General features: G+C 63.6%; 20 protein-coding genes. 8 read left to right on the top strand and 12 right to left on the bottom strand.

The features are described 5' to 3' along the window. Nucleotides 1–57: 57 nt before the first annotated feature. From CGZ66_RS26330 to CGZ66_RS26355, 6 genes are all read right to left on the bottom strand, one after another. Nucleotides 58–216 carry a DUF3309 family protein gene (locus tag CGZ66_RS26330; RefSeq protein WP_095089435.1) on the bottom strand — a complete coding sequence of 53 codons (159 nt, stop codon included), beginning with the start codon at nucleotides 214–216 and terminating at the stop codon, nucleotides 58–60. Nucleotides 217–312: 96 nt separating this feature from the next. Continuing rightward, entirely contained in the window at nucleotides 313–3,486 is a 3,174-nt protein-coding gene (locus CGZ66_RS26335) for an efflux RND transporter permease subunit (RefSeq protein WP_095089437.1), read from the bottom strand. Between the two features lie 81 nt (nucleotides 3,487–3,567). Further along, nucleotides 3,568–4,740: an efflux RND transporter periplasmic adaptor subunit gene (locus CGZ66_RS26340; RefSeq protein WP_095089634.1), complete on the bottom strand. Its 1,173-nt coding sequence runs from the start codon at nucleotides 4,738–4,740 to the stop codon at nucleotides 3,568–3,570. 157 nt (nucleotides 4,741–4,897) lie between these two features. Beyond that, complete coding sequence (locus CGZ66_RS26345; protein ID WP_095089439.1) at nucleotides 4,898–5,503, bottom strand: hypothetical protein; 606 nt, start codon at nucleotides 5,501–5,503, stop codon at nucleotides 4,898–4,900. Further along, nucleotides 5,500–7,773, bottom strand: coding sequence for a xanthine dehydrogenase family protein molybdopterin-binding subunit (locus CGZ66_RS26350; RefSeq protein WP_095089441.1), 2,274 nt, complete (start codon nucleotides 7,771–7,773; stop codon nucleotides 5,500–5,502). Before CGZ66_RS26350 ends, CGZ66_RS26345 begins: the two co-directional genes overlap by 4 nt. 2 nt (nucleotides 7,774–7,775) lie before the next feature. Then, a complete protein-coding gene (locus CGZ66_RS26355; protein WP_095089443.1) occupies nucleotides 7,776–8,237 on the bottom strand; it encodes a (2Fe-2S)-binding protein in 462 nt (153 codons plus the stop codon). Between the two features lie 127 nt (nucleotides 8,238–8,364). On the opposite strand from CGZ66_RS26355, the gene CGZ66_RS26360 reads away from it, so the two are divergent. Further along, nucleotides 8,365–8,964 carry a TetR/AcrR family transcriptional regulator gene (locus CGZ66_RS26360; protein WP_095089445.1) on the top strand — a complete coding sequence of 200 codons (600 nt, stop codon included), beginning with the start codon at nucleotides 8,365–8,367 and terminating at the stop codon, nucleotides 8,962–8,964. Nucleotides 8,965–8,996: 32 nt separating this feature from the next. Here the strand turns inward: CGZ66_RS26360 and CGZ66_RS26365 are convergent, their stop codons facing one another. Both CGZ66_RS26365 and CGZ66_RS26370 read right to left on the bottom strand, forming a co-directional pair. Beyond that, on the bottom strand, nucleotides 8,997–10,127 hold the full coding sequence (locus CGZ66_RS26365) for a patatin-like phospholipase family protein (RefSeq protein ID WP_095089447.1): 1,131 nt from the start codon (nucleotides 10,125–10,127) through the stop codon (nucleotides 8,997–8,999). Nucleotides 10,128–10,342: 215 nt separating this feature from the next. After that, nucleotides 10,343–11,431 carry a citrate synthase/methylcitrate synthase gene (locus tag CGZ66_RS26370; protein ID WP_095089449.1) on the bottom strand — a complete coding sequence of 363 codons (1,089 nt, stop codon included), beginning with the start codon at nucleotides 11,429–11,431 and terminating at the stop codon, nucleotides 10,343–10,345. A 92-nt stretch (nucleotides 11,432–11,523) separates the two neighbouring features. On the opposite strand from CGZ66_RS26370, the gene CGZ66_RS26375 reads away from it, so the two are divergent. Continuing rightward, the gene (locus tag CGZ66_RS26375; protein WP_095089451.1) at nucleotides 11,524–12,666 is read left to right on the top strand and encodes a citrate synthase; all 1,143 of its coding nucleotides are present in this window, start codon (nucleotides 11,524–11,526) and stop codon (nucleotides 12,664–12,666) included. A 39-nt stretch (nucleotides 12,667–12,705) separates the two neighbouring features. Here the strand turns inward: CGZ66_RS26375 and phaR are convergent, their stop codons facing one another. Beyond that, the gene (gene phaR / locus CGZ66_RS26380) at nucleotides 12,706–13,308 is read right to left on the bottom strand and encodes a polyhydroxyalkanoate synthesis repressor PhaR (RefSeq protein WP_095089636.1); all 603 of its coding nucleotides are present in this window, start codon (nucleotides 13,306–13,308) and stop codon (nucleotides 12,706–12,708) included. A 297-nt stretch (nucleotides 13,309–13,605) separates the two neighbouring features. Between phaR and CGZ66_RS26385 the strand changes: the two genes are divergently transcribed. The 6 genes from CGZ66_RS26385 to CGZ66_RS26410 all read left to right on the top strand — a co-directional run bounded on the left by CGZ66_RS26385 (nucleotide 13,606) and on the right by CGZ66_RS26410 (nucleotide 21,680). Further along, nucleotides 13,606–14,784, top strand: a complete 1,179-nt coding sequence (locus CGZ66_RS26385) for an acetyl-CoA C-acetyltransferase (protein ID WP_095089453.1) — start codon at nucleotides 13,606–13,608, stop codon at nucleotides 14,782–14,784. Nucleotides 14,785–14,877: 93 nt separating this feature from the next. After that, nucleotides 14,878–15,603: an acetoacetyl-CoA reductase gene (gene phbB, locus CGZ66_RS26390; RefSeq protein WP_095089455.1), complete on the top strand. Its 726-nt coding sequence runs from the start codon at nucleotides 14,878–14,880 to the stop codon at nucleotides 15,601–15,603. A gap of 739 nt (nucleotides 15,604–16,342) precedes the next feature. Then, a complete protein-coding gene (locus tag CGZ66_RS26395; protein WP_095089459.1) occupies nucleotides 16,343–19,738 on the top strand; it encodes a helicase-related protein in 3,396 nt (1,131 codons plus the stop codon). A 17-nt stretch (nucleotides 19,739–19,755) separates the two neighbouring features. Next, nucleotides 19,756–20,154 (top strand): RNA-binding S4 domain-containing protein, encoded by a 399-nt coding sequence (locus tag CGZ66_RS26400; RefSeq protein ID WP_095089461.1) that lies wholly within the window; start codon nucleotides 19,756–19,758, stop codon nucleotides 20,152–20,154. Between the two features lie 235 nt (nucleotides 20,155–20,389). Further along, nucleotides 20,390–20,728 carry a ferredoxin FdxA gene (gene fdxA / locus CGZ66_RS26405; protein WP_095089463.1) on the top strand — a complete coding sequence of 113 codons (339 nt, stop codon included), beginning with the start codon at nucleotides 20,390–20,392 and terminating at the stop codon, nucleotides 20,726–20,728. A gap of 370 nt (nucleotides 20,729–21,098) precedes the next feature. After that, entirely contained in the window at nucleotides 21,099–21,680 is a 582-nt protein-coding gene (locus CGZ66_RS26410; RefSeq protein ID WP_006327799.1) for a CarD family transcriptional regulator, read from the top strand. Nucleotides 21,681–21,766: 86 nt separating this feature from the next. Here the strand turns inward: CGZ66_RS26410 and CGZ66_RS26415 are convergent, their stop codons facing one another. The 3 genes from CGZ66_RS26415 to CGZ66_RS26425 form a co-directional block, all read right to left on the bottom strand. Then, the gene (locus CGZ66_RS26415; RefSeq protein ID WP_095089465.1) at nucleotides 21,767–22,540 is read right to left on the bottom strand and encodes an amino acid ABC transporter ATP-binding protein; all 774 of its coding nucleotides are present in this window, start codon (nucleotides 22,538–22,540) and stop codon (nucleotides 21,767–21,769) included. Beyond that, nucleotides 22,537–23,217, bottom strand: coding sequence for an amino acid ABC transporter permease (locus CGZ66_RS26420; protein ID WP_095089467.1), 681 nt, complete (start codon nucleotides 23,215–23,217; stop codon nucleotides 22,537–22,539). The genes CGZ66_RS26415 and CGZ66_RS26420 overlap by 4 nt, the downstream gene beginning before the upstream one ends. A 136-nt stretch (nucleotides 23,218–23,353) precedes the next feature. Continuing rightward, a complete protein-coding gene (locus tag CGZ66_RS26425; RefSeq protein WP_095089469.1) occupies nucleotides 23,354–24,127 on the bottom strand; it encodes an amino acid ABC transporter substrate-binding protein in 774 nt (257 codons plus the stop codon). Between the last annotated feature and the right edge of the window lie 173 nt (nucleotides 24,128–24,300).

Below are 24,300 nucleotides of genomic sequence, written 5' to 3' on the forward strand. Positions count from 1 at the left end.
GGGTGCAGCCACCCCCCGCCCGTCTGTCCACACCGTCTCGCTACCGAATGGGGCGGCTCAGAGCCGCCCCATCAACAGCAGCACCAGAAGCACCACCAGCACGACACCGACAATGCCCGACGGCCCATAACCCCAGGAGCGCGAATGCGGCCAGGCCGGTATCGCGCCAATGAGGACAAGGATCAGGACGATGATGAGGATGGTGGTGATCGGCATTAAGAACTCCCCGCGCCGGCATTTTGCTCAAGGGACAATGCAAAAGGCCGCCCGGTTGTTCCGGGCGGCCTTTGCGTCGGAGGTTCGCAGGCAGGTCTATTCGGCTGCCTTCGGAAAGGCGATAGCCGGCTCGCTGCCCACATCCGTATCCGGTGTGGCGGTCGACGAGACCTTTCCCTTGTCGCGCCGGAATAGCCGACGGAAAAACGCGTAGAAGCGGCTGTTCTTGCTGCGGGTGAAGATCATCAGCATCGACGGCGTCACCACCAGCGTCAGCAGGGTGGCAAAGGACAGGCCGAAGACGATCGCCGACGACAGCGAGATCCACCATTGCGTCGACGGCGCGTTGATCGTCGTCTCATGATGGAAGATTTCGAGACCGAGGCCAAAGGCGATCGGCAGCACGCCGAGGATCGCCGACACCGCCGTCAGCACCACGGGACGGGCCCGTTCGCGGCAGGTCTGCAGCACCGCTTCCATCTTGTCCCAGCCTTCTTCACGCAGCCGGTCATAGGTGTCTATCAGCACGATGTTGTTGTTCACCACCACGCCGGCCAGCGCAATGACACCGATGCCCGACATGACGATGCCGAATGCCTCTCCCGTCAACAGCAGCCCCAGGAACACGCCGATCGTCGCCATGACCACGCAGGACAGCACCATCAGCACGCTGGTGAATTTGTTGAACTGCATCAGCAGCACGAGGAAGATCAGGAAGATCGCCGCGCCAAACGCCTTGCCGAGGAAGGCGCTGGCCTCCGCACTGTCCTCGTTGGAACCGGCCAGCTTCCAGCGTATGCCACTGCCGAGATCCATATCGGCGACAGCCTTGGTGACCTCCTGCTGCACCGCCGCGACCTGGGTGCCGGCGGCGACGTTGGCCTGGACGACCACCGTGCGGGCGCCATCGATGCGGTTGAGGATGCCGACAGTCGGCTCGGGCTTGCGCACGACGAAATTCGAGATCGGCACCGAACCTTGCGAGGTCTGTACCCTCAACTCGTCGAGCGTCGACAGCGTGCGCCGGTCTTCGGGCAGGCGCAGCCGGATGTCGACGGCATCGTCAGCACCTGCCGGCCGGTATTCCGAGAGCTTCAGGCCATTGGTCACCAGCTGCACCACCGTTCCGACCGAAGTCGGGCTGATGCCGTACTGCGCCGCCTTGGCGCGATCGACCTCGAGCGCCCAGTCGACGCCGGGCGGCGGCAGGCCGTCGGAAATATCGATGACGCCGGGCACCTTGGCAATGCGCGCCGCGACGGCGCGCGCCTTGTCGTCGAGCCCCTTGGGATCGATCGCCGAAAGCCTGATCTGGATCGGCTTGCCAGTTGGCGGACCGGCTTCAGGTACACGAACCTCGACATCGACACCGGGAATGCCGGCCATGACGCCACGCAAATCGCTCAGGATCTGGTTCGCCGACTTGCGCTCGCGCCAGTCGATGAATTCATACTGGATGACGCCGACCACGTCTTCCGGAACATCCTGCCCGCCGCCTTGCGTCTTGCCGACGCGGGTGTAGACCGATTTGATGCCGGGCCAGCCGAGCAGCCTGTTTTCGGCGGTCTTGGTCGCGGTATCCATTTCGGCCAGCGAAAGGTTGCCGCGAGCGTGCACGTAGAGCAGGCCGTAGTCTGGCTCGACACTGGGGAAGAACTCGACACCGGCGCCATATTTCGAATAGGCAAAGCCGACGCCGAACAGCAGCGCCACGGTCAGCACGACCACGGTGATGGGGAAGCGCACCGCCTGCTTGACGATAGCCATGTACCAACCGTCGCGATTGTCATCCGCATGGTGCTCGGGTGCCTTGGCGAAGATCGCCCCCAGCGTCGGCGCGAACACCAGCGCGTAGAGCATCGACGCCGACAGCGTTACGATCAGCGTGATCGGCATGTATTTCATGAAGTCGCCGATGATGCCCGGCCAGAACAGCAGCGGCGAGAAGGCGGCGATGCGCGTCATCGTGGCGGCGATGACCGGACCGGCCATGCGCTTGGCGGCAAGCGCGAAAGCTTCCGCCTTCGGCATACCCTCGCCCATGCGCCGCTCGGCAAATTCGGTGACGATGATGGCATCGTCGACAAGCATGCCGACCGCCAGGATCAGGCTGAACAGCACGATCATGTTGATCGTGTAACCCATCATCGCAAGCAACAGGATGCCGATCAGGAACGATGATGGAATGGCCAGGCCGATCAACAGTGATGCTCGGCCGGACAGCGCGTAGAGGATGACGATGAACACCAGGATGACGGCGATCATCACATGGTTCTGAAGATCGCCGAGCAGCTGGTTGACGAAGACCGACTTGTCCTGCGTGTAGGTGACATTCATGCCTTGCGGCATGGTCTTGACGAAGGCGTCGGAGACCTCCCTGACCTTGGCGAGCGTGTCGATCAGGTTGGCACCGATGCGCTTTTTCACTTCGATGGCGATGGCCGGCTTGCCGTTGAGACGGGTCACCGTCTCGGCATCCTTGAAGGTGGAGCGGATCGTCGCGATGTCCTTGGCCTGAACCACGGCATTGGGACCGGCGACCACCGGCAGCGCCGCCACATCCTCAGGCGTCTCGATCAGCGACGGCACCTTGACGGCGTATTTGCCCTCGGAGCCCTCGATATTGCCAGCGGCGACCAGGCTGTTGGAGTCGCCCACCGCGCCGATCAGCTGATCGAGCTGCAGGCCGTAGGAAGACAGCTTCATCGGGTCGATGACGACCTCGACGAGGTCATCGCGCGCGCCTTGCAGCGAGCCTTCGAGAACGCCGGGCACTTCTTCGATGCGGTCGCGCAGTTCGCGCGCGGCAGCGGTCAGCACACGCTCAGGCAATTCGCCTGACAGGGTGACGACCAGGACGGGAAATTCGGAGATATTGACCTCGGTGACAACAGGCTCTTCAGCCGCCTGCGGCAGGTCGGCCTTGCCATCCTGCACCTTGCTGCGCGTGTCCTGCAGTGCCGTCGCCAGGTTGGTCTGCGGCTGGAACTCGACGAGCACGTAGCCGCCGCCCTGGAAGGCGGCCGAGCGCATTTCCTTGAGGCCCTTCAGGCTCTTCAGCTTGCTTTCCATCGGCCGCAGCAGAAGGCGCTCTGAATCTTCGGGCGAAATGCCCTGATAGATCAGGCTGACATACATCATCGGAATCGGAACGTCTGGTTCCGCTTCCTTTGGCGTTGACTGATAAGCAACCCAGCCTGCGAGCAGAAGGAAGACCAGAACCGAGATGGTCAGGCGGGCATTGTTGATTGCGAGTCTGACGATATCCATGGCTAACGCCTGTTTTCGAATTTCAGGAGCTGCGTCGCAGCCGATTGTCCCCGCCCAGGGCTGGCCCGTCGCGACCGGTTGCTACTGTGTCCCGGCCGTCGCCTCGCCCAACAGCTTCCGGAGGGTCGCCTGGTCGGCCTCGACCGGGTTGACCACATCGCCTTCCTTCACCAGTTCCTGGCCGGCGACGATGATGCGCGCGTCGGCCGGGATTCCGCCGAGCACAAGGCCGGTCGGTGTGTCATCGACGAGGTCGATCGGGAAGAACGCCACCTTGTTGTCCTTACCGACGGCACGGATGCCGAGGTCGCCCTTGTCGCCCAGCGTCACCACCGAGCGCGGCAGCACGACCGCGTCGGTCGGTTGAGCGTTGAGCGCGATTTCCGCCGTCATGCCGGCGGGCACGGAGCCGTCGCCATTGGGGATCGCCACCTCGACACGGAAAGTGCGGGTCGCCGACGAGGCGTCGCGGCTGATGTAGCGCACGGTGCCTTCGACCGTCTGGCCGCTGACCAGCCGCACATTGGCCTTGTCGCCGAGCTTGAGGTAGCCGAGGTCGCGCTCGCTGATCTCGCCGCGGGCAATCACCGGGTCAAGCTTGAGGATGGTTGCCACCTCGCCGCCCTCCATGATGGAACTGCCGAGTTCCACCGGCACCCGGTCAATAACGCCGTCGAAAGGTGCCCTCACCTCATTGCGCTCGAGTAAGGCCTGTGCCGTTTCCAGCATCGACTGCGCAGAAGTCAGGTTCGAGCGCGCTGTATCGAGCTGCAGCTTCGGCAAATTGCCTGACTTCATCAGTCGCAGAGCTGCGTCCAACTCAGCCTGGCGCTGCACTACCAATTGCTTGGCGTTGTCGACCATGGAGATCTTTTCTTCGGCCGCAAGCATCAGCACCAGATCTCCGGTCTTGACGTGCTGGCCCTGCTTGACCGGCAACTTGTCGATGACACCGGCAACGCGCGTCCCCAGCACGGCCCGCTTGTCGGCTTCGGTCAACCCGGAAATGCGAATGGCGCGCGCATAGGTCTTGCGCGGCGGCGTCACCACCGCGACGGTGCGCAACGGGGCCTTCGGCTCGGCTTCGGCAGCCTTGGGCTTGTTCGCGTCAGGCGCCTTGGCCTGCTCGGCTTCGGCCGCCTTGGCCTTGTTGGCGGCGACGCTGCCGACCGACGAAAACTCGCCTGTCGCCATCCAGGCCGCGAAACCAATGAGCACAACAACGGCTGCAAGCTTGTGAAACCTGATTCTCATCGTCGTTTTTTCCACTGCGGATTCGGCCAGCGTCCTCATAACGCGGGCGCGTCGCCGATATGGGTGCGCGCCAGGCCATCTTCAATTTGCCGTGATCGGCGAAGCGCGCTTCTACATCAAAGTTGCACCGCGATATAGCCTTAAAGTTGCAAGACCATTACGGCACAGGGCAAGGTGAACCCACCGCCAACCAGTTTTCGATCGCTTGAAAGGTTGCTTCGGCCGAACCCGGAGCCGGCTCACGGTTCGACCCCGGCGCCCAGCCCCAGCCGACCAACCTGTCGTCGCGAACATGCAGCGCGATATCGTCCAAACTGCGACCGCCATTGCGCGCCGGATCCTTGATCTGGGCGCAGATTTCGGCGGAGGATTTCCCGAACCAGGCCATCTCGGCCGGCGCCAGGCGCCAGTTCTCGGCTCCGGGCGGTCCATGCAATGCATTGGAATTGCTTGCGAAATGGCAAGTCGTGCAGCGCAGACCAGGATTGCCGAAGCCCGATCCGTCGTCACCGCGCTGGACATTGAAGGCGTGCACGCGCGTGCCGCCATAGTGCGCACCCGACCAGCGCGGCCGGCCGTCCGCGACATGACAATCGGCGCAGCGCGGGTGTGAGAACACCGCATAAATCTTGTCCCATTCGGACAGGCCCTTGGTCATGTCGACCGCCTGGCTCGGTGATGTTTGGCTCTCCTGTGCGGTTGCGAACGACGCCACAAAGACTAGCATGGCAGCAGGCGTCAGCATGATGACGCGCCTCTTCATGCGAAGGCCACCGTTTTCGACAAAGGCAGCGTGCGGATGCGCTTGCCGGTGAGCGCGAAGATGGCATTGGCCAGCGCCGGTGCGGCCGGCGGAGTGCCAACCTCGCCGACGCCACCCATCTTGTGGAAATTTTCCAGGATGGCGACTTCGAAGACCGGGCACTGGAAGATCCGCATGGCGTCGAAATCGTGGAAGTTCGACTGTTCGACCATGCCGTCGGCGAAGGTGATTTCCTGTCCCATGGCAGCCGAAAGACCGTAGATCGCGGCGGAAATCAGCTGCGCCTCGATGATGCCCGGATCGAGCGCGGTGCCGACATCGGCGGCGATCCACACCTTCTCGATGCGGATGCCGGCCGGTGTGTCCGCCACCTGGATGATCTCGCCGACCCAACTGCCGAAGGACAGCGTGAAGGCCATGCCCTTGGCCTTGCCGGCGGGCAGCGCCTCGCCCCATTTCGCCATCGCCGCGACTTTCTCCACCACCTTCACCGCCGCGGGATAGGCGGCCATCAGCCTCTTGCGCATCTCGACCGGATCGATTTTGCCGGCTGTGGCGATCTCGTCCATGAAGCCCTCATGGAAGAAACCGTTGATCGAACTGCCGACCGATCGCCAGGAGCCGACGGGAATGGAGACAGGGGCGGCGACACCGCTCACCCGATAGTTCGGGATGGTGTAGGGCTGGTCATAGGCGCCGTCGACGATGCTCTTGTCGGGTCCAAGCGGCGATATCGAGGGGAACAGCCGGCGCAAGGTGCTGGCTATCATGGATGGCGAGGCGATCTTCAGGTCGACGGCGACCGGCATGCCGTCGTCGCCGAGCCGCGCCTGGAACTTGCCGACTGCGGCCGGCCGGTAGGCGTCGTGACGCATGTCCTCTTCGCGCGTCCACGTCACCTTGACCGGACGCCCGCCTGTCGCCTTCGCCATCAGTGCGGCGCACAGCGCGTAGTCCATCTCGACGCGGCGGCCGAAACCGCCGCCCATGAAGGTGGTGTGCACGGTGACCTTGTCTTGCTCGATGCCGACCGCGTTGGCGCAAAGCTGCCGCACCAGGGTCGGCGCCTGGTTGCCGCACCAGATGTCGAGGGCACCATCCTTGAACCGCGCCGTGGCGTTCATCGGCTCCATCGTCGCATGCGCCAGATAGGGCACCGCATAGTCTGCCTCGACCATCCTTTCGCGTGGCGCGTCGGCAAAGGCGGTATCGACATCGCCATTGTCACGCATCGCCGAACCATTGGTGCCGAGCGCCTGTTTGAGCACGTCGGAAATGGCGGCGCTGCTGAGCGGATATTCGGGATCCGCCCATTGGGCGTCGATGGCATCGGCCGCCTTGAAGGCCGCCCAGGTATTTTCCGCGATGATGCCGAAGCCATGACCGTAATTCGTCTCGAGCGCTACGATCTTGATCACGCCGGGCATTTTTTCGGCTTTGGCGAGATCCGCCTTGACCGGCTTGGCCCAGAAGCGCGGGCTCATCTTGACCGTGCCGTAGAGCATGTCTGGCAGCCTGACATCGATGCCGAAGATCGGCGCCCCGGTGACCTTGGTCAGCATGTCGATGCGCTTCTGCGGCTTTCCCAGCAGTTTCCAGTCGGCCCTGTCCTTGAGCCTGACTTCGGCCGGCGGCGCCATGGCGGCGGCAGCCGCGGCAACCGCGCCATAGGTCAGCGACTTGCCAGATGCCTTATGCAGGATCGACCCATTGGCCCTTTCCAGATCGGCGGCGGCAACGCCGAGTTTCTGCGCCGCCGCGGCGATCAGCAAATGGCGGGCTGCGGCGCCCGCCTGGCGCATCTTGTCGAAACCGTCGCGCACCGAAGCCGAGCCGCCGGTGGCCTGAATAGCAAGGAGCTTGCCGACCACGCCGAGACCTGAGCGCACCGCCTGCGCGGTCATGCTCTCGTCGAAGAAGGCGAACGGGCCGCCCTCTTCGAGGATCGCGGCGTTGTAGTAGGCATAGGAGGCCGGGCCGGGCTCGACCTTGACCTGATCGAGACCGACATCGAGCTCTTCGGCGACCATGACGGCCAGCGTCGTCGAAATGCCTTGCCCCATCTCGGCGCGCGGCGCCACGATGGTGATGGTGTTGTCGGCGCCGATCTTCACATAGGGGTTGAACGTCGCCTCATCCTTGCCGAGGTCGGTCTCGAGCGGGTTCGGAAACGGTTTGCGATAGTAGTAGTAGCCGACGGCCACGCCGCCCGCCACGGCAGCCGCGCCGATCAGGAACGTGCGGCGAGCAATCTTTCCGACACTGGCCATGGTCAGAGCCCCGCCGTCTTGAGCGCGGCGGCCTTCTTGATGGCCGAGCGGATCTTCGGATAGGTGCCGCAGCGGCAGAGATTGCCGCCCATGGCGTTGTCGATGTCGGCGTCGCTGGGATCGGCGACCTCGTCGAGCAGTGCCACCGCGCTCATGATCTGGCCGGCCTGGCAGTAGCCGCATTGCGCGACCTGTTCCTCCAGCCATGCCTGTTGCACCGGATGGAGCTTGTCCGCCGTGCCGATGCCTTCGATGGTGGTGACGGCGCCGCTGACCTCGCCGACCGGGAGCGAGCAGGAGCGCACCGGTTGACCGTCGACATGCACGGTGCAGGCGCCGCAGGCGGCGATGCCGCAGCCGTACTTCGGTCCGGTCTTGCCAATGAGATCGCGCAACGCCCACAGCAGCGGCATGTCGGGATCGGCGTTGATGTCGAATGACTGCCCATCGACGGTGAGGCGCATGGGGATACCCTTTTGTTGTCGTCCACAGCCCAAAGGCGAAGCGTCCTCTTGGGTCGCTTCGTCTCGATACAGATTGACAAATTACGTCATTTTGTCAATTGAGATTTTTACAGGATAATGTTGTCTCATGAATCAGATCGAAGACATCGCCGCCGCTGACCCCAAACGCGTCCGTATCCTGGACGGCGCAATGAAGGTGTTTTTGGCTTATGGCTTCTCCCGCACCACCATGGACGACATCGCCCGCGCCGCCGACATGTCGCGGCCGGCGCTCTATCTCCTGTTCAAGAACAAGACCGACATTTTCCGCGCCATCGCCATGATGGTGCTGTCGCGCTCGGTCGAGTCGGCGAAAATGGCTCTGGCCGGCGATGGCGCTTTCACTGAGCGCATGACGCAAGCCATCGACGAGGCGTTCATCTCGATGATGAGCGCGGTCGTTGCCTCGCCGCACGGCGCCGAATTGCTGGACATGAAATCGAGCCTTGGCGATCTGGTCGGCTGCTGGCGCGGCGGTCTTGTCGAACATATCGCCGCCGCGATCGACGGCGAGGCTGCCAGGAACGGCGCCGATCTCACCGCCAAGGGCCTGTCGGCGCAACTGCTTGCCGACATGCTGCTCGACGGGCTGGAGGGCATGAAGGCGCGGATCAGCGATCCAAGCGGGCAGCGGCAGGCCGCCGCCGCCCTGATCAGGGTGATCGACCTGACCCTAAAAGCTGGATGAAGCCAAGAAGCCAGGCTGTGCCGGTTTTCGGGTCAGGCGCGTCGGCGCTCTGCCTCCGGGTTCTTGCGCACAGCGAGGAATTCCTTGACCCGCCGGCCAGGTGCGGGACCACGCACCGGCTTGAAGCCGTCATCGAGCTCGCCTGACAGATCGAGCGTCGGGCGCTTGCCGACCGCATCGTAATTCTCCTCCAGCCAGTCGCTGGCGGCGGTGCGGCCGAGATCGCGCATATAGCTCAGGAACGCCCATTCGGCATTGACCTTCGACGACGCCGACAGGTCCTTGAACGCCTCGTCGGCATCGATGCGGTGCATGCGGATGTCGCGGTATTCGCCATGCGGCAGGCGGCCGGCGGCGATCAGCTCCTTGACAAAGGCGATCGAGCGGAATTCGCGCAACAGCCCGGCGTTGAAGGTGATCTCGTCGATGCGGTTCTGGATCTCGTTGGCGCTCCTTGGCGTTCCTTCCCGCACCACCGGATTGATCTGCACCAGAAGCACGTCCTCGGTCGCCGCCGTCTTGAAGAACGGATAAAGCGCCGGATTGCCCCCATAGCCGCCATCCCAATAGGGCACGCCCTTGATCTCGACGGCGCGGAACAGTTGCGGCAGGCAAGCCGAGGCCATCACCGTGTCGAGATCGATCTCGCCGTCGGAAAAGACGCGCAACTGCCCGGTTTCGACATTGGTCGCCGAAATGAACAGTTCCATCGACTTGCAAGCGCGAACATTGGCGAAATTAATCTCCTTCTGCACGACGTCACGCAGCGGGTTGAGACCGAGCGGGTTGGCGACATAAGGCGAAAATACCCGCGACATGGTGTCGAAGAAGACATAGCCCGGCGTGTTCTCGATCGACCAATTGCCCCAGGCGACATCCCACGGCATGCGCTGCACCGGGCTGAACCGGCCCTTTGCCGCCACCGCGCGCCAGAAATCATCGAGCTTTTGCCGTGCTCCCTCGACGCCGCCACGCACGAAGCCGTCGGCTAGCGCCACCGCGTTCATGGCGCCGGCGCTGGTCCCGGACACCGCTGCGATCTCCAGCCTGCCATCCTCCAGCAGCCGGTCGAGCACACCCCAGGAAAAGGCCCCGTGCGAGCCGCCGCCCTGAAGCGCGATGTTGATCTTCTTCGTTTCCTCCGCCTTGCCGTTTTTCGTCATGGCGTTCCTGTCGTTTTGGATGCTGCAGGCCTCATCACGCCCGGGGATCGGGACGGTTCGGTTACAGCGGACCTATGTTGCAGTGCAGCATATAAGTCCTGACCAAGGCAAGAACACGAACACGGTCGCGTGATCACATGAAATTTCGGTCATGAAGAACCGCCTCGCCGCTTCGGAGCGGAGGAGGCGGCATCCATCGAAACAGGCAGACAGCCTCAGGCAACGAGGTCCGGCACCGGCCCGACATAGCGCGACTGCGGCCGGATCAACCGTCCGGTCGTCTGCTGTTCACGGGCGTGCGCAATCCAGCCGGCGACACGCCCGGCGGCGAAGACGTTGCTGAATGCCTCCTTGGGGAAACCCGCCGCCTCCAGCAGCAGCGCGGTGTAGAACTCGACGTTGGTCTGCAGCGAGCGCGACGGCTTGGCGATCCGCAGCACGTCGAGCGCGGCTTGCTCCACTGTCTCCGCGAAGGCCAGCCGGCGACCGGTTTCGCTCTCGCCGCCGAGTTGCCGCACGACCGCCTTCAGCACATCGGCACGCGGATCGCGCACGCGGTAGATGCGATGGCCGAAGCCCATAATGCGCTGGCCATGCGCGACCTCGTCGCGCAGCCAGCCGGCGGCATCGCCATGCGCCTCGATCGCATCCAGCATCTCGATCACCGGACCGGGCGCGCCGCCATGCAGCGGGCCCTTGAGCGCGCCGAGCCCGGCCAGCACGGACGATGTCAGGCCGGCCTGCGTCGACGCGACCACGCGGGTGGCGAAGGTCGAGGCATTGAGGCCATGATCGCAGACGGTCACCAGATAGGTGTCGAGCGCTTTCGCCAGCACCGGCGAGGCGGCGCGACCGTTGAGCATCCTCAACATGTCGGCGGCATGATCGGACAGGCTGTCCGGCGCGATGGGCGCCCCACCGCGCCGTAGGCGAAGCAGGGCCGGCGTCAGCACCGCGGGCGCCGCAACCAGCCGTAGCGCGTCCGGCAAAGTCTCGCCGTCCGGCAGCAGCGCCATGCCGGCGCGCATGGCGCTGTAGACATCGAGCGGAGTCAGCAAGGGCAATGAGGGCAAAAGCCGCTCGAACACTTCTGCGCGTGCCTGGCCCAGCGCTCGCGCCAGTTCGGCATCGCCGGGAAGGTCTTCGAAGAAGCCATCGAGCAGCAGGCTGACCACTTGCGCGTAGCTCCAGCGTCCGGCCAGGTCCCGCAGGGAATGGCCGCGGATGGTCAGATGGCCGCCAAGACCATCCACGTCGGAGAGAACGGTTTCAGCCGCCACCACGTCGTCGAGCCCATTCGCCATATCCTGCCTCCTTGATCCATTTCCGTGTCAGAGATAAGGCTAGGCAATCTGCCGATCAATCTTGATCAATATAATCAATATCAGAGTTCGATATGTCCGAGTGGTTGTCGCGGGAAGAGGCGCTGGAAAGGCTCAAGGTGCGGCCCCAGACACTCTACGCCTATGTCAGCCGCGGCCGCATCGGCATGCAACCGGACCGCGCCGATCCGCGCCGCAGCCAATATCGTGCCGACGACATAGCGGCACTGGCAACGCGAAGGGCGCGAGGACGCAGCCCGTCGGCCATCGCCGAAAGCGCCATTGCCTGGGGCGAACCGTCGATCGTCACCTCGATCTCGACCGTCTTGCACGGTCATCTTGTCTATCGTGGCCAGGACGCCGTTGCGCTTTCAGCGAGTGCCACGCTGGAAGAAACAGCGGCAGTGCTGTGGGCGCTGCCAGAACCGGTGGCCTTCCGAGCGCCGGCGCCGGATGCGGCCCACCAACCCGGCCGGACCTCGGCCTTTGCGCAACTTGCCGTGCTTGCCGGCCAGGGGCGGCCTTCACTCGGGCGCAGCGCCACCTCGCTGCATGCCGATGCCGCGCACGCGGTCGGCGTGTTGGCCTGCGCCTTGGGAGCATCGCCGGGACCGGACCCAGTTCATCGGCGATTGGCGCGGGACTGGTCGGTGGATGCAGCGGGAGCCGATGCGATCCGCCGCGCGCTCGTCCTGCTCGCCGACCACGAACTCAACGCATCGACCTTCGCCGCCCGCGTCGCGGCCTCGACCGGAGCGCCGATGGCCGCTTGCCTGCTCGCTGGGTTGGCGACACTGTCAGGCCCTCGCCATGGCGGCGCCGGCGAAGCGGTGATGCAACTGGCCGAGGATGCGGGGCGGCACGGTGCCGAGGCGGCGATCCGGCGCTGGCTCAGCCATGACCGGCCTCTGCCGAGCTTCGGCCATCCGCTCTATCCCGACGGCGATCCCCGCGCGGCGGCATTGCTGAGCGTGATCGACATCGATGATCTCTCTCAATCGCTGCGTGATGCGGCCCTTGCCGCGACCGGCACGCGCCCGAACATCGACTTCGCATTGGCCGTGCTGACACGCGGCCTTGGCTTGCCGCGCGATGCACCGTTCCGCCTGTTCGCACTCGCACGCAGCGTCGGCTGGGCCGCGCACACGATCGAACAGGTGACAAGTGGAAGTGTCATCAGGCCACGCGGCCGCTATGAGGGATTGCTGCCGCTATAGCGGCATGTGCCGGCTAGCGGATCTTTCGATCGGAACCGCTCACGACATCGTGTCGAGCTTGCGCTGCATGGCGGCGATCTGATCCTTCAGATCCTGAAGGTCGTCGGGCTTTTCCGGTGTTTCCTTCCTGGCCGGCTCGGCCGGGGTCGGCGCGGAACCCGCCGGCGGGAAGGGCGTGAACAGCCGCATCGCATTCTGGAACATTTCCATGTTGCGGCGCGTCTGCTCCTCCAGCGCCTTGATCGGCGTGGTGATCTTCATCATGTCCAGCGGCGACTTGCCGAGCGCACCCTTCATCTGCTCGCGAAAGCGTTCCTGCTCCTTGGAGAAGGCGAGCATGGACTGTTCGAGGAAGCTCGGCACGATCATCTGCATCTGGTCGCCATAATAGGCGATCAGCTGGCGCAGGAACGGGATCGGCAGCATGTTCTGCCCATCCTTGTTCTCCAGCTCGAAGATGATCTGGGTCAGCACCGGATGGGTGATGTCGTCACCAGTCTTGGCGTCCTGAACGGTGAACTCCTCGCCCTTCTTGACCATCTCGGCGAGGTCCTCGAGCGTCACATAGGTGCTGGTGCCTGTGTTGTAGAGGCGGCGATTGGCGTATTTCTTGATGATGATCGGATCGTCTTTCGCGGCCATCTGCATCCTCCCCGGGACACCGGCGCCCCCGAGTAAGCCGCCGGTAACGATTGTGCCTTTTTTGAGGATATGCGCAAAAGCCTCACAATTCCAAGCAGTTTGTGCACTGCGGCATCATTAAATGCTGCATAGCAGGCAAAATATGCTGCGCAGCAACGGACAGAGCAGCGCCATCGCAAGGCGCGATGTGCTTGCAGCGCATGGGCGCCATGCCCATTTCCGGTTTGACTTGGGTTCTGGAAAGGGCAAGAAAAGTCCTCAACGACAGAACAACACCCTTGAAGTCTGGAGAAGAAAATGTCCGCTTCCATCGTCATTGCCAGTGCGGCGCGCACGCCGGTCGGCTCCTTCAACGGCGCTTTCGCCACCACCCCGGCGCATGAGCTCGGTGCTATCGTCATCAAGGAACTGCTGTCGCGTGCCGGTGTCGAACCAGGCGAGGTCGACGAGGTCATCCTCGGCCAGGTGCTGACCGCCGCTCAGGGTCAGAACCCGGCCCGCCAGGCATCGATCAATGCCGGCCTGCCCAAGGAAACCACGGCCTGGGGCCTCAACCAGGTTTGCGGCTCGGGCCTGCGCGCCATTGCGCTCGGCATGCAGCAGATCGCCACCGGCGATGCCAAGGTGGTCATCGCCGGCGGACAGGAATCGATGTCGCTTTCGGCGCATGCCCAGCACCTGCGCGCCGGCGTCAAGATGGGTGACTTCAAGCTGATCGACACCATGATCAAGGACGGACTGTGGGATGCCTTCAACGGCTACCACATGGGCAACACCGCCGAAAACGTCGCTCGTCAGTTCCAGATCACCCGCGACGATCAGGACCAGTTTGCGCTCGCCTCGCAGAACAAGGCCGAGGCGGCGCAGAAGGCCGGCAAGTTCAAGGACGAGATCGTCGCCGTCACCATCAAGGGCAGGAAGGGCGACACCATTGTCGACCAGGACGAGTACATCCGTCACGGCGCCACGCTTGACGCCATGACCAAGCTGAAGCCGGCTTTCGACAAGGACGGCACTGTGACCGCCGCCAACGCCTCCGGCATCAACGACGGCGCCGCCGGTGCGGTGCTGATGAGCGAAGCGGAAGCGGCGAGGCGCGGCATCACCCCGCTGGCGCGCATCGTGTCCTGGGCAACCGCCGGCGTCGACCCGCAGATCATGGGCACCGGTCCGATACCGGCCTCGCGCAAGGCATTGGAGAAGGCCGGCTGGTCGGTCGGCGATCTCGACCTGATCGAGGCCAACGAGGCCTTTGCCGCCCAGGCTTGCGCCGTCAACAAGGACATGGGCTGGGATCCCTCGATCGTCAACGTCAATGGCGGCGCCATTGCCATCGGCCATCCGATCGGTGCTTCGGGTGCCCGCATCTTCAACACGCTGGTCTTCGAGATGCGCCGGCGCGGCGCCAAGAAAGGCCTCGCCACCCTGTGCATCGGCGGCGGCATGGGCGTCGCCATGTGCGTGGAAGCGCTCTAAGGATATCACCTGAACGGGCGGCGCGAGCCGCCCGGTCGGTATGCAGTGCCTGCCAAGCCCGACAACAGGGCGATATCAAAATAGGGGAAACGCATGACCAAGGTAGCAATCGTCACAGGCGGATCGCGCGGCATCGGCGCGGCGATCTCGATCGCATTGAAGAACGCCGGCTATTCGGTTGCCGCCAACTACGCCGGCAATGACGACGCGGCGGCGAAATTCAAGGCCGAGACCGGTATCCCGGTCTACAAATGGTCGGTCGCCGACTACGATTCCTGCGCCGCCGGCATCAAGCAGGTCGAGGCTGATCTCGGTCCGGTCTCGGTGCTGGTCAACAATGCCGGCATCACCCGCGACGCGATGTTCCACAAGATCACGCGCGAACAGTGGAAAGAGGTCATCGACACCAATTTGTCCGGCGTCTTCAACATGACGCATCCGCTGTGGAGCGGCATGCGCGACCGCAAGTTCGGCCGCGTCATCACCATCTCCTCGATCAACGGCCAGAAGGGCCAGGCCGGGCAGGTGAATTATTCCGCCGCCAAGGCCGGCGACATCGGTTTTTCGAAGGCGCTCGCCCAGGAAGGGGCCCGCGCCGGCATCACCGTCAATGTCATCTGTCCCGGCTATATCGCCACCGAAATGGTCAAGGCGATCGACGAGAAGGTGCTCAACGAGCGCATCATCCCGCAGATCCCGATCGGTCGCCTCGGCGAGCCGGAAGAGATCGCCCGCTGCGTCGTCTTCCTCGCATCCGAAGATGCAGGCTTCATCACCGGCTCGACCATCACAGCCAATGGCGGCCAATACTTCGCCTGAAGCATCTCACTTCGCCTGAAGCAGGCCAGGAAAGTGCGAAGCGGTTTTCTGTCCACGGCAGAAGCGCCGGTGTGAGTGGAGAGATCGACGGACCGGCAAACCGGTCCGTCATTCGCCGGTTGCTGACCCAATCCGGCACGCAGAGGTTAACAACCACCGGCCGCCTTGTGCAAAAGTGGCTTTGCAACCTGTGGATTCTTGGTGGATAAGCTGTTCGCAACACAAGATATTGGGGTGAACAAACCGGGAAGATTCTGGCATCGCCGATTCGTAGCCGATTCGTTCCGGCTTTGAGCGGAGTGTTAACGACGACAACCGGAATCGCCCGTCAAATCCTTAACGCCGCTTAGGAAAGATCAACAATTTCATAATCTTGGATGTGGCTGGCCAAGGCACTCCAGTCGTTCGCCGGCAAAGGTTAACGGCAGAGCTCGCCCTGCATGAAACGGGCCAGTTCGTTGATTCAGCATGTGGTGAGACTCATGGTCACAAAATCCATATGTAGCCGTGAACAAAAGCTGAATCTGGTCGAGTCACTGATTCGTGTCCGATTCGTTCCAGACTCGTTCCAACTGTTAATCCGCAACCAATCTGGAGCTTGACAGGAGACGACTTCGAGCCGCCGGTGGAACATTCCGCTTTCGCTTCGCGCTCGAAATCCTTATGTGTCGCCTGTCATACGCGCCACTTGAGGCACGCTCCCGACAACGAGAGACCAGAAAGCCTTATTTCCAGGTCGATGAACATCCAGTCGAAACATACCGAGCCGCTGATCCTGTCGGGCCGTGACGTGACCGCCGTGCTTGGGCCGACCAACACCGGCAAGACCCATCTCGCCATCGAGCGCATGGTGGCGCACGAGAGCGGCATCATCGGGCTGCCACTCAGGCTGCTTGCGCGTGAGGTCTATGGCCGCGTCTGCGAAAAGGTCGGCGCCCACAAGGTCGCGCTGATCACCGGCGAGGAGAAGATCCAGCCGCCCGGCGCCAAATATTCGGTCTGCACCGTCGAGGCCATGCCGCGCGAGACCGACGCCGCCTTCGTCGCCATCGACGAGGTGCAGTTGGCCGGCGATCTCGAGCGCGGCCACATCTTCACCGACCGTATCCTGCACCTGCGCGGCCGCCAGGAAACGCTGCTGCTGGGTGCGGCCACCATGCACGGCATCCTCCAGCGCCTCTTGAAGGGCGTCTCCGTGGTGACGCGGCCGAGGCTGTCGCATCTTGCCTATGCCGGTTCGAAGAAGCTGACGCGGCTGCCGCGGCGCACGGCGATCGTCGCCTTCTCCGCCGACGAGGTCTATGCCATCGCCGAATTGATCCGCCGCCAGCAGGGCGGCGCCGCCGTCGTGCTCGGCGCGCTGTCGCCTCGCACCCGCAACGCCCAGGTGGCGCTGTTCCAGTCGGGCGACGTTGACTATCTGATCGCCACCGACGCCATCGGCATGGGTCTCAACCTTGATCTCGATCATGTCGCCTTCGCCCAGAACCGTAAGTTCGACGGCTATCAGTATCGCAACCTGACGGCGGCCGAGCTCGGCCAGATCGCCGGCCGCGCCGGTCGGCATCTTCGCGACGGCACGTTTGGCGTCACCGGCCAGGTCGATCCGCTGGACGAGGATCTGGTCAAGAAGATCGAAGGCCACGACTTCGACCCGGTGAAGGTGCTGCAGTGGCGCACCGCGCATTTCGACTTCGCCAGCCTCGACGCGCTGAAACGCTCGATCGAGACCAACGCCCCGGTCGAGGGGCTGACGCGGGCACTGCCTGCCGTCGATGCGCAGGCGCTCGAGCACCTGTCGCGCGACGAGGACATCCGCGCACTCGCCACCAATGCCAAACGCGTGGCGCTGCTGTGGGAAGCCTGCGCGCTGCCCGACTACCGCAAGATCGCGCCGGCCCAGCATGCCGACCTCATTGCTTCGATCTATACGGACCTTGCCCGGCATGGCCATGTCGATGAAAATTACATGGCCGAGCAGGTGCGCCGCGCCGACACCACAGAAGGCGACATCGACACGCTGTCGCATCGCATTGCCCAGATCCGCACCTGGACATTCGTGTCGAACCGGCCCGGCTGGCTGGCCGATCAGGCACACTGGCAGGAAAAGACGCGCGAAATCGAAGACAGATTGTCGGATGCGCTGCATGAGCGGTTGACGAAACGCTTCGTAGACCGCAGGACTTCCGTCCTCATGCGGCGCCTTAGAGAAAATACCATGCCTGAAGCCGAAATTAGTCCTACCGGAACCGTCCTTGTCGAAGGCCATCATGTCGGCGAGTTGCAAGGGTTCCGCTTCACCGCCGACCAGACCGCCGGCGGCGAAGACGCCAAGGCTGTGCGCACCGCCGCCCAGAAGGCGCTGGCCGCCGAATTCGAAGCGCGCGCCGAACGCTTCGGTGCTAGCGCCAATGGCGACATCGCACTTGGCTCGGATGGCACGCTGCGCTGGATCGGCGCGCCGATCGGCACGTTGGTTGCCGGCGAAGACACGCTCAAGCCGCGCCTCGTGCTGCTGGCCGACGAACAGTTGACCGGCCCGGCGCGCGACAAGGTCGCGGCGCGTGCCGAACGTTTCGTCAATTTCCAGATCGAGTTGCTGCTGAAGCCGCTGATCGACCTGAAGAACGCCGATCAGATTGCCGGCATCGGCCGCGGTATCGCCTTCCAGCTGGTCGAGAATTTCGGCCTCATCAACCGCCGCGACATTGCCGAAGAGATGAAGTCGCTCGACCAGGAGGGCCGTGCAGCCCTTCGACGGCTCGGCGTGCGCTTCGGCGCCTACCATGTCTTCGTGCCGGCGCTGATCAAGCCGGCGCCAGCCGGACTGGTGACGCTGCTGTGGGCGCTGAAGAACGACGGCAAGGACAAGCCGGGCTTTGGCGACGTGGTCCATGCACTCGCCTCCGGCCGCACCTCGGTGGTCATCGATCCCACTTTCGACAAGACCTTCTACAAGCTTGCCGGCTACCGCAATCTCGGCCGCCGCGCGGTGCGCATCGACATTCTGGAGCGGCTGGCGGATTTGATCCGCCCGGCGACCAACTGGAAGCCTGGTCTCGGCCAACGGCCGGACGGCGCCTATGACGGCCAGTCCTTCATGGTGACGCCGCCGATGATGTCGATCCTGGGCGCCACCGCCGACGACATGGAAGAGATCCTGAAAGGTCTCGGCTACCGTGCCGAGCCGAAGCCGGCCGTCGAGGTCAAGGCGCGGCTCGAGGCGCAGGACAATGCCGCGCGCGAAGCGGCGGCGGCGAAGGCCGCGGCTGAAGAGGCCGCACGGGCCGAGCAGGCCAAGGCAGCGGAAGCCGCGGCGGTCGACGCGGCTGCGGAGGCGCCGGTCGAAGGTTCGGAGCCGGCTGCCGCTGTCGAGGCCACGGCCGAAATTCCTGTCGAACCCATAGCGGAAGCGGCGGCCGAGCCGGTCGCGGAAGAACAACCCGAAGCGCCGGCCGAAGCCACGGAAGAAGCAGCAACGGAGGCCGTCGTCGAAGTGGTCGCCGAACCCGTGCTGGCTGCCGAGCCAGAGACGGAAGCCGAACCTGTCGCGACCGCATCGGCCGAGCCAGTTTCCGAAACTGCGCCCGCGGCGGAAGTGACGTCGGACGAGCCTGTCGTGGTGGCCGATGCAGCCGCCAGCGAGCCCGCTCCGGAAGCCGAGGCGCCAAAGCCGATCCTGTTGTGGCGTCAGGGCCGTTTCGAACAGCGCCCCCGCCATCCCGGCCGCAACAATCGCTCGCGCAACGGACAGGCGCGCGGCCGAAGCGATGCACCGGCCGATGCTGCCGGAGCACCGGCCCCAGCGACGCCTGGAGAACGTCCTGCTCACGAGGGGCGACGCGACGGCACCGGCAAGCCGCGCTTCGACCGCTCGAAGTTCAAGCCCAAGCCGCAGGGCGAGGGCGAGCAGCGTCGTGAAGGCCGCCCACAGGGCGAGCGCCCCGACCGCCGCGAAGGTCGGCCCGACTGGAAGGGCGGCAGGCCGGATGGCAAGGGTGGCGGCCCCGATCGAGGCAAGGGCGGCGGAAAGCCGACCTTTCAGCCGAAGCCGCGCGAGGAGCGCCCGGTGCGCTTCGATCCGGACTCGCCCTTCGCCAAGCTCGCCGCTTTGCGCGACCAGCTGAAGAAGTAGACTCAGGGCTCGCGTCGATGGTTGCCCCAACGGCTGCCCGAGACCGCCAGCGCATCGACAAATGGCTGTTCTTCTCGCGCGCCGTGAAATCGCGCTCGCTGGCGGCGAAACTTGTGGTCGCCGGCCGGGTTCGCATCAATCGCGACAAAGCAGCGCAGGCCTCCGATCTGGTCAAGCCCGGAGACGTCCTGACCATCACACTTGATCGTCGGATCTTCGTCTGGAAGGTGCTGACCGCCGGCGTGCGGCGTGGTCCGGCCGAGGAGGCACGCACGCTGTACGAGGATATCTCGCCGCCGCCCGCGCCGACGGGCGAAGCCCCTCCCGATGCAATTCCGGCGCTGCGCGAGGCCGGCAGCGGCCGCCCGACGAAGAAGGAACGCCGCCAGACCGACCGGTTGCTTGGCGATGACTGATGTGTCGGCCAAAAAAGTGCGCGACGATTTTGGGGCAACGAGACGCACAAAACGAAGCCTGAACCCGGCGAACGAGGCACTTCGCAGGACATGACCGATCCCTGCTGGGCCTGCTGTCTGGAATTCCATTTCGGAAACGCTGATGCCACAAGGCATGGCTGCCCTTGCAAGCGGCGGGCAAAGGCGTTACCTCACGGAAAAAGCCCAACAAAATGGGACGTCCCGGAGCCGACCGATGACCTATGTCGTGACCGACAATTGCATCAAATGCAAATATATGGACTGCATCGAGGTCTGTCCGGTCGATTGTTTCTACGAAGGCGAGAACATGCTCGTCATCCATCCCGACGAGTGCATCGACTGCGGCGTCTGCGAGCCGGAATGCCCGGCCGACGCGATCAAGCCCGACACTGAGTCAGGGCTCGACAAATGGTTGCAGATCAACACCGAATACGCCGAGAAATGGCCCAATATCACCGCCAAGAAGGAACCTCCGGCCGACGCCAAATCCTTCGACGGCGAGGCCGGTAAGTTCGAGAAATACTTCTCGGCCGAGCCCGGCGAAGGCGATTGACAACAGGTCCGCAAAGGCTGGTATTACGTTGGGTAAGAGACAGGTCACATAAAGCGCCTTGACAGGCGGCGCTTAACTGTGGCCTTCGCTTATGCAGCAAAACCTTGATTCTTCCGACTTTTTGTGTTACATCAGCCAAACATGCCGGTGACACAACGTCGATTTATGGCGCAGACGCCCCAAATCACTGAAAGGTGAAAATCTCATTCCGGACCAGAGCGATCTGGGCCAGGCGGTCGCACTATTGCGGTTTGCCGGTCCCGGCTTTTCCGGATGGGTTCATCTGTTGTGCGGCTAACGATCGGTTTCCCCGATCGCGCGAGTTCGGGCCGGCAGGACGCCGGTACCACAACAAGGAGTTCAGGGCGCAATGGCAACGATAACCCCGCAGAAGAAGTCCACCGCTGCGCGTCACGGTTTCAAGACCGGCGAGTACATTGTCTATCCGGCGCATGGCGTCGGCCAGATCGTCTCGATCGACGAGCAGGAAGTCGCTGGGCACAAGCTGGAACTGTTCGTCATCGACTTCCAGAAGGACAAGATGCGTCTGAAGGTGCCGGTCGCCAAGGCGACCTCCATCGGCATGCGCAAGCTGTCGGAAGAGGATTATGTCGAGCGCGCGCTGAAAGTCGTGCAGGGCCGCGCCCGCGTCAAGCGCACCATGTGGTCGCGCCGCGCCCAGGAGTATGATGCGAAGATCAATTCCGGCGACCTGATCTCGATCTCGGAAGTTGTGCGCGACCTCTACCGCGCCGACAACCAGCCCGAGCAGTCTTATTCCGAACGCCAGCTCTACGAGGCGGCACTCGACCGCATGGCCCGCGAGATCGCGGCCGTCAACCGGATGTCGGAAACCGAAGCCGTGCGCCTGATCGAGGTCAACCTCAACAAGGGCCCTAAGCGGGGCGCCAAGGCCGACAATGAGGAAGCCGAGCAGGAAGAAGCTGCCTGAACTTTTTTCACCTTTGAATCCATGAAAAACCCGGCCTCGCGCCGGGTTTTTTGTTTCTGGGACGATAGGCTGAAGCGTGTAGCCGCCTACCCCTCGCCGCCGCCTTCCCTCTCCGCCTCTTGCTTCAGCGTCGCAATGAAACGCCTCGTCCGCTGGTGTTCCGGATTGCCGAACAGCAGGGCCGCCGGACCTTTCTCGACGATGACGCCGGCATCGAGGAAGACCACCTCCTGGGCGATCTTGGAGGCGAGGCGCAGATCATGCGTCGCCATCACCATGGTCGTCCCTTCGCTGGCAAGCTTGCCGAGCACGTCGACCACCTCTTGCGCCAGTTCCGGGTCGAGCGCCGAGGTCGGCTCGTCGCACAGCAACACTTTCGGCGACGGGGCGAGCGCGCGGGCGATCGCCACGCGCTGCTGCTGGCCGCCCGACAGGGTTGCCGGCCAAGCGTCGGCCTTGTGTGCCATGCCGACCTTTTCCAGCAAAGCGAGCGCCCGCTCGCGCGCCCGCTCCGTTGGCCATTTCAGCACCGTCACCAGGCCCTCCATGACATTCTCGATCGCGGTGCGATGCGGAAACAGCTGGAAATTCTGGAACACCATGCCGGTTTGCAGGCGCAGGCGCTGGATATCCCTGGCCGGAACCTTGACGCCGGGGCGGAATTCGAGCGTCTCGTCACCGATCCGCACCGTGCCGGATGTCGGGATCTCCAGCAGGTTGATGCAGCGCAGCAGCGTGCTCTTGCCGCCGCCCGAAGGGCCGACCAGCGCCGTCACACTGCCTTCGGCGATGGTGACCGTCACGCCCTTCAGCACGAGATTGTCGCCGAAGCGCTTTTCGATGTTGGTGAGGCCGATCATGAGCGCGCCTCCAGGAAGCCGCCATAGCGGTTGAGTCGTTCTTCCAGCCGCGTCTGCAAGGCCGACAGCACCGAGCTCATCGCCAGATAGAGGATCGCCGCCTCGACATAGAGGATCAGCGGCTCATAGGTTGTGGCGACGATGCGCTGCGCGGCCTGGAACATCTCCGGAACGGTGATGGCGGCGGCCAGCGACGTATCCTTGACCAGCGAGATGAAGGTGTTGGAGAGCGGCGGCACCGCGACCCGTCCGGCCTGCGGCAGTATGGTGCGCCGCATCGCTTGGCTCCAAGTCATACCTATCGAATAGGCGGCTTCCCACTGGCCTTTCGGCACCGAGCCTATAGCGGCGCGGATGATTTCCGACGTGTAGGCGCCGATGTTGAGCGTGAAGCCGATCAACGCGGCGGTGAAGGCGTCAAGCAGGATGCCGACCGACGGCAGGCCGTAGAAGATCAGGAACAGCTGCACCAACAGCGGCGTGCCGCGGAAGATCCAGACATAGAAGCGCACAAGCGCGACCAGCGGCTTCGGGCCGAACAGCCGGGCAAGCGCTGCACCGAGGCCGACCGTCAAGCCGAGAACGAAGGACAGCAGTGTCAACGGCACGGTGAAGATCAGGGCCGCCCACAAGAGCGAAGGCAGCGACTCCAGCATCAGTTGCAGCCAGTGCGGCACGTAAGACCCTCCAGATGGTCGAGGCGGCTTGATCAGGCGCGAATGCGCTCGACATATCACGACAAAAGCGGCGGACCGTCAAAGACGGCTCGCCGCTTGATATCTCATAGGCCGGTGACCGGCCTCGCCGCGTAGACTACTTCGAAACGTCCTGGCCGAAATAGGTGTCGGCGATCTTCTTGTAGGTGCCGTCGGCCTTGATGTCGGCCAGCGCCTTGTTGATCGCCGCAACCAGTTCCGGATCGCCCTTGCGCACGATGACGCCGGAATAGTCGGCGTTTTCCTCTTGCGCGGCGATCTTCACATTGGCGTCGGGCTTGTGCTTCTTGAAGTCGAGGAACGACAGGCTGTCATTGATGGTGGCGTCGGCACGGCCGGTCAGAAGCAGCTGGATCGACTGGTCGAAGCCGTCGGTGCCGACGAGTTCGGCGCCGTTGGTCTCTGCGAGCTTGCCAAAATTCGAGGTAAGCGACTGCGCCGACTTCTTGCCCTTGAGATCGGCGAAGGTCTTGATGTCGGTGTTGTCGCCGCGCACGATCAGTACCGCCTTGGAGGCGATGTAGGGATCGGAGAAGTCATATTTGGCCTTGCGCGCGTCGGTGATGCCGACTTCGTTGATGACGGTATCATAGCGATTGGCGTCGAGACCGGCGATCAGCCCGTCCCACTTGCCTTCGAGGAACTCGGCCTTGACGCCGAGCTTGTCGGCGATGGCCTTGGCGATTTCGACGTCGAAGCCGACCAGCGCGCCCGAAGTGTCATGATAGGTGAACGGCGCATAGGTGCCTTCCGTACCGACCTTGATGACGCCCGCCTGCTTGATCTGGTCGAGATTGGCGCCGGCATGGCCCGACGTGACAGCCAGAGCCTGCAGCGTTCCGGCGACGATAAGCGACTTGAGCCATTTCATTTTTCTGTGATCCCGTCCTTGGCCGGCTGTCCGGCATGTTGTGAGGGTTGGAAACTGACAGATACAAGTCGAAAAAATAAGGAACAGGATTTCAAAAACAGCCAACTTCTGAAATCAGATTCTCGAAATAGTGCTTTTTGGCCGCAATCGACAGGGTCGCCGATCATCGCCGA

The sequence above is a fragment of the Mesorhizobium sophorae genome (genome assembly GCF_002270415.1).
Lineage (GTDB): Bacteria > Pseudomonadota > Alphaproteobacteria > Rhizobiales > Rhizobiaceae > Mesorhizobium > Mesorhizobium sophorae.

Coding starts and splice junctions, on each gene's coding strand:
- CGZ66_RS26330 (WP_095089435.1), bottom strand. CDS start 216: ATGCCGATCACCACCATCCTCATCATCGTCCTGATCCTTGTCCTCATT.
- CGZ66_RS26335 (WP_095089437.1), bottom strand. CDS start 3,486: ATGGATATCGTCAGACTCGCAATCAACAATGCCCGCCTGACCATCTCG.
- CGZ66_RS26340 (WP_095089634.1), bottom strand. CDS start 4,740: ATGAGAATCAGGTTTCACAAGCTTGCAGCCGTTGTTGTGCTCATTGGT.
- CGZ66_RS26345 (WP_095089439.1), bottom strand. CDS start 5,503: ATGAAGAGGCGCGTCATCATGCTGACGCCTGCTGCCATGCTAGTCTTT.
- CGZ66_RS26350 (WP_095089441.1), bottom strand. CDS start 7,773: ATGGCCAGTGTCGGAAAGATTGCTCGCCGCACGTTCCTGATCGGCGCG.
- CGZ66_RS26355 (WP_095089443.1), bottom strand. CDS start 8,237: ATGCGCCTCACCGTCGATGGGCAGTCATTCGACATCAACGCCGATCCC.
- CGZ66_RS26360 (WP_095089445.1), top strand. CDS start 8,365: ATGAATCAGATCGAAGACATCGCCGCCGCTGACCCCAAACGCGTCCGT.
- CGZ66_RS26365 (WP_095089447.1), bottom strand. CDS start 10,127: ATGACGAAAAACGGCAAGGCGGAGGAAACGAAGAAGATCAACATCGCG.
- CGZ66_RS26370 (WP_095089449.1), bottom strand. CDS start 11,431: ATGGCGAATGGGCTCGACGACGTGGTGGCGGCTGAAACCGTTCTCTCC.
- CGZ66_RS26375 (WP_095089451.1), top strand. CDS start 11,524: ATGTCCGAGTGGTTGTCGCGGGAAGAGGCGCTGGAAAGGCTCAAGGTG.
- phaR (WP_095089636.1), bottom strand. CDS start 13,308: ATGGCCGCGAAAGACGATCCGATCATCATCAAGAAATACGCCAATCGC.
- CGZ66_RS26385 (WP_095089453.1), top strand. CDS start 13,606: ATGTCCGCTTCCATCGTCATTGCCAGTGCGGCGCGCACGCCGGTCGGC.
- phbB (WP_095089455.1), top strand. CDS start 14,878: ATGACCAAGGTAGCAATCGTCACAGGCGGATCGCGCGGCATCGGCGCG.
- CGZ66_RS26395 (WP_095089459.1), top strand. CDS start 16,343: ATGAACATCCAGTCGAAACATACCGAGCCGCTGATCCTGTCGGGCCGT.
- CGZ66_RS26400 (WP_095089461.1), top strand. CDS start 19,756: ATGGTTGCCCCAACGGCTGCCCGAGACCGCCAGCGCATCGACAAATGG.
- fdxA (WP_095089463.1), top strand. CDS start 20,390: ATGACCTATGTCGTGACCGACAATTGCATCAAATGCAAATATATGGAC.
- CGZ66_RS26410 (WP_006327799.1), top strand. CDS start 21,099: ATGGCAACGATAACCCCGCAGAAGAAGTCCACCGCTGCGCGTCACGGT.
- CGZ66_RS26415 (WP_095089465.1), bottom strand. CDS start 22,540: ATGATCGGCCTCACCAACATCGAAAAGCGCTTCGGCGACAATCTCGTG.
- CGZ66_RS26425 (WP_095089469.1), bottom strand. CDS start 24,127: ATGAAATGGCTCAAGTCGCTTATCGTCGCCGGAACGCTGCAGGCTCTG.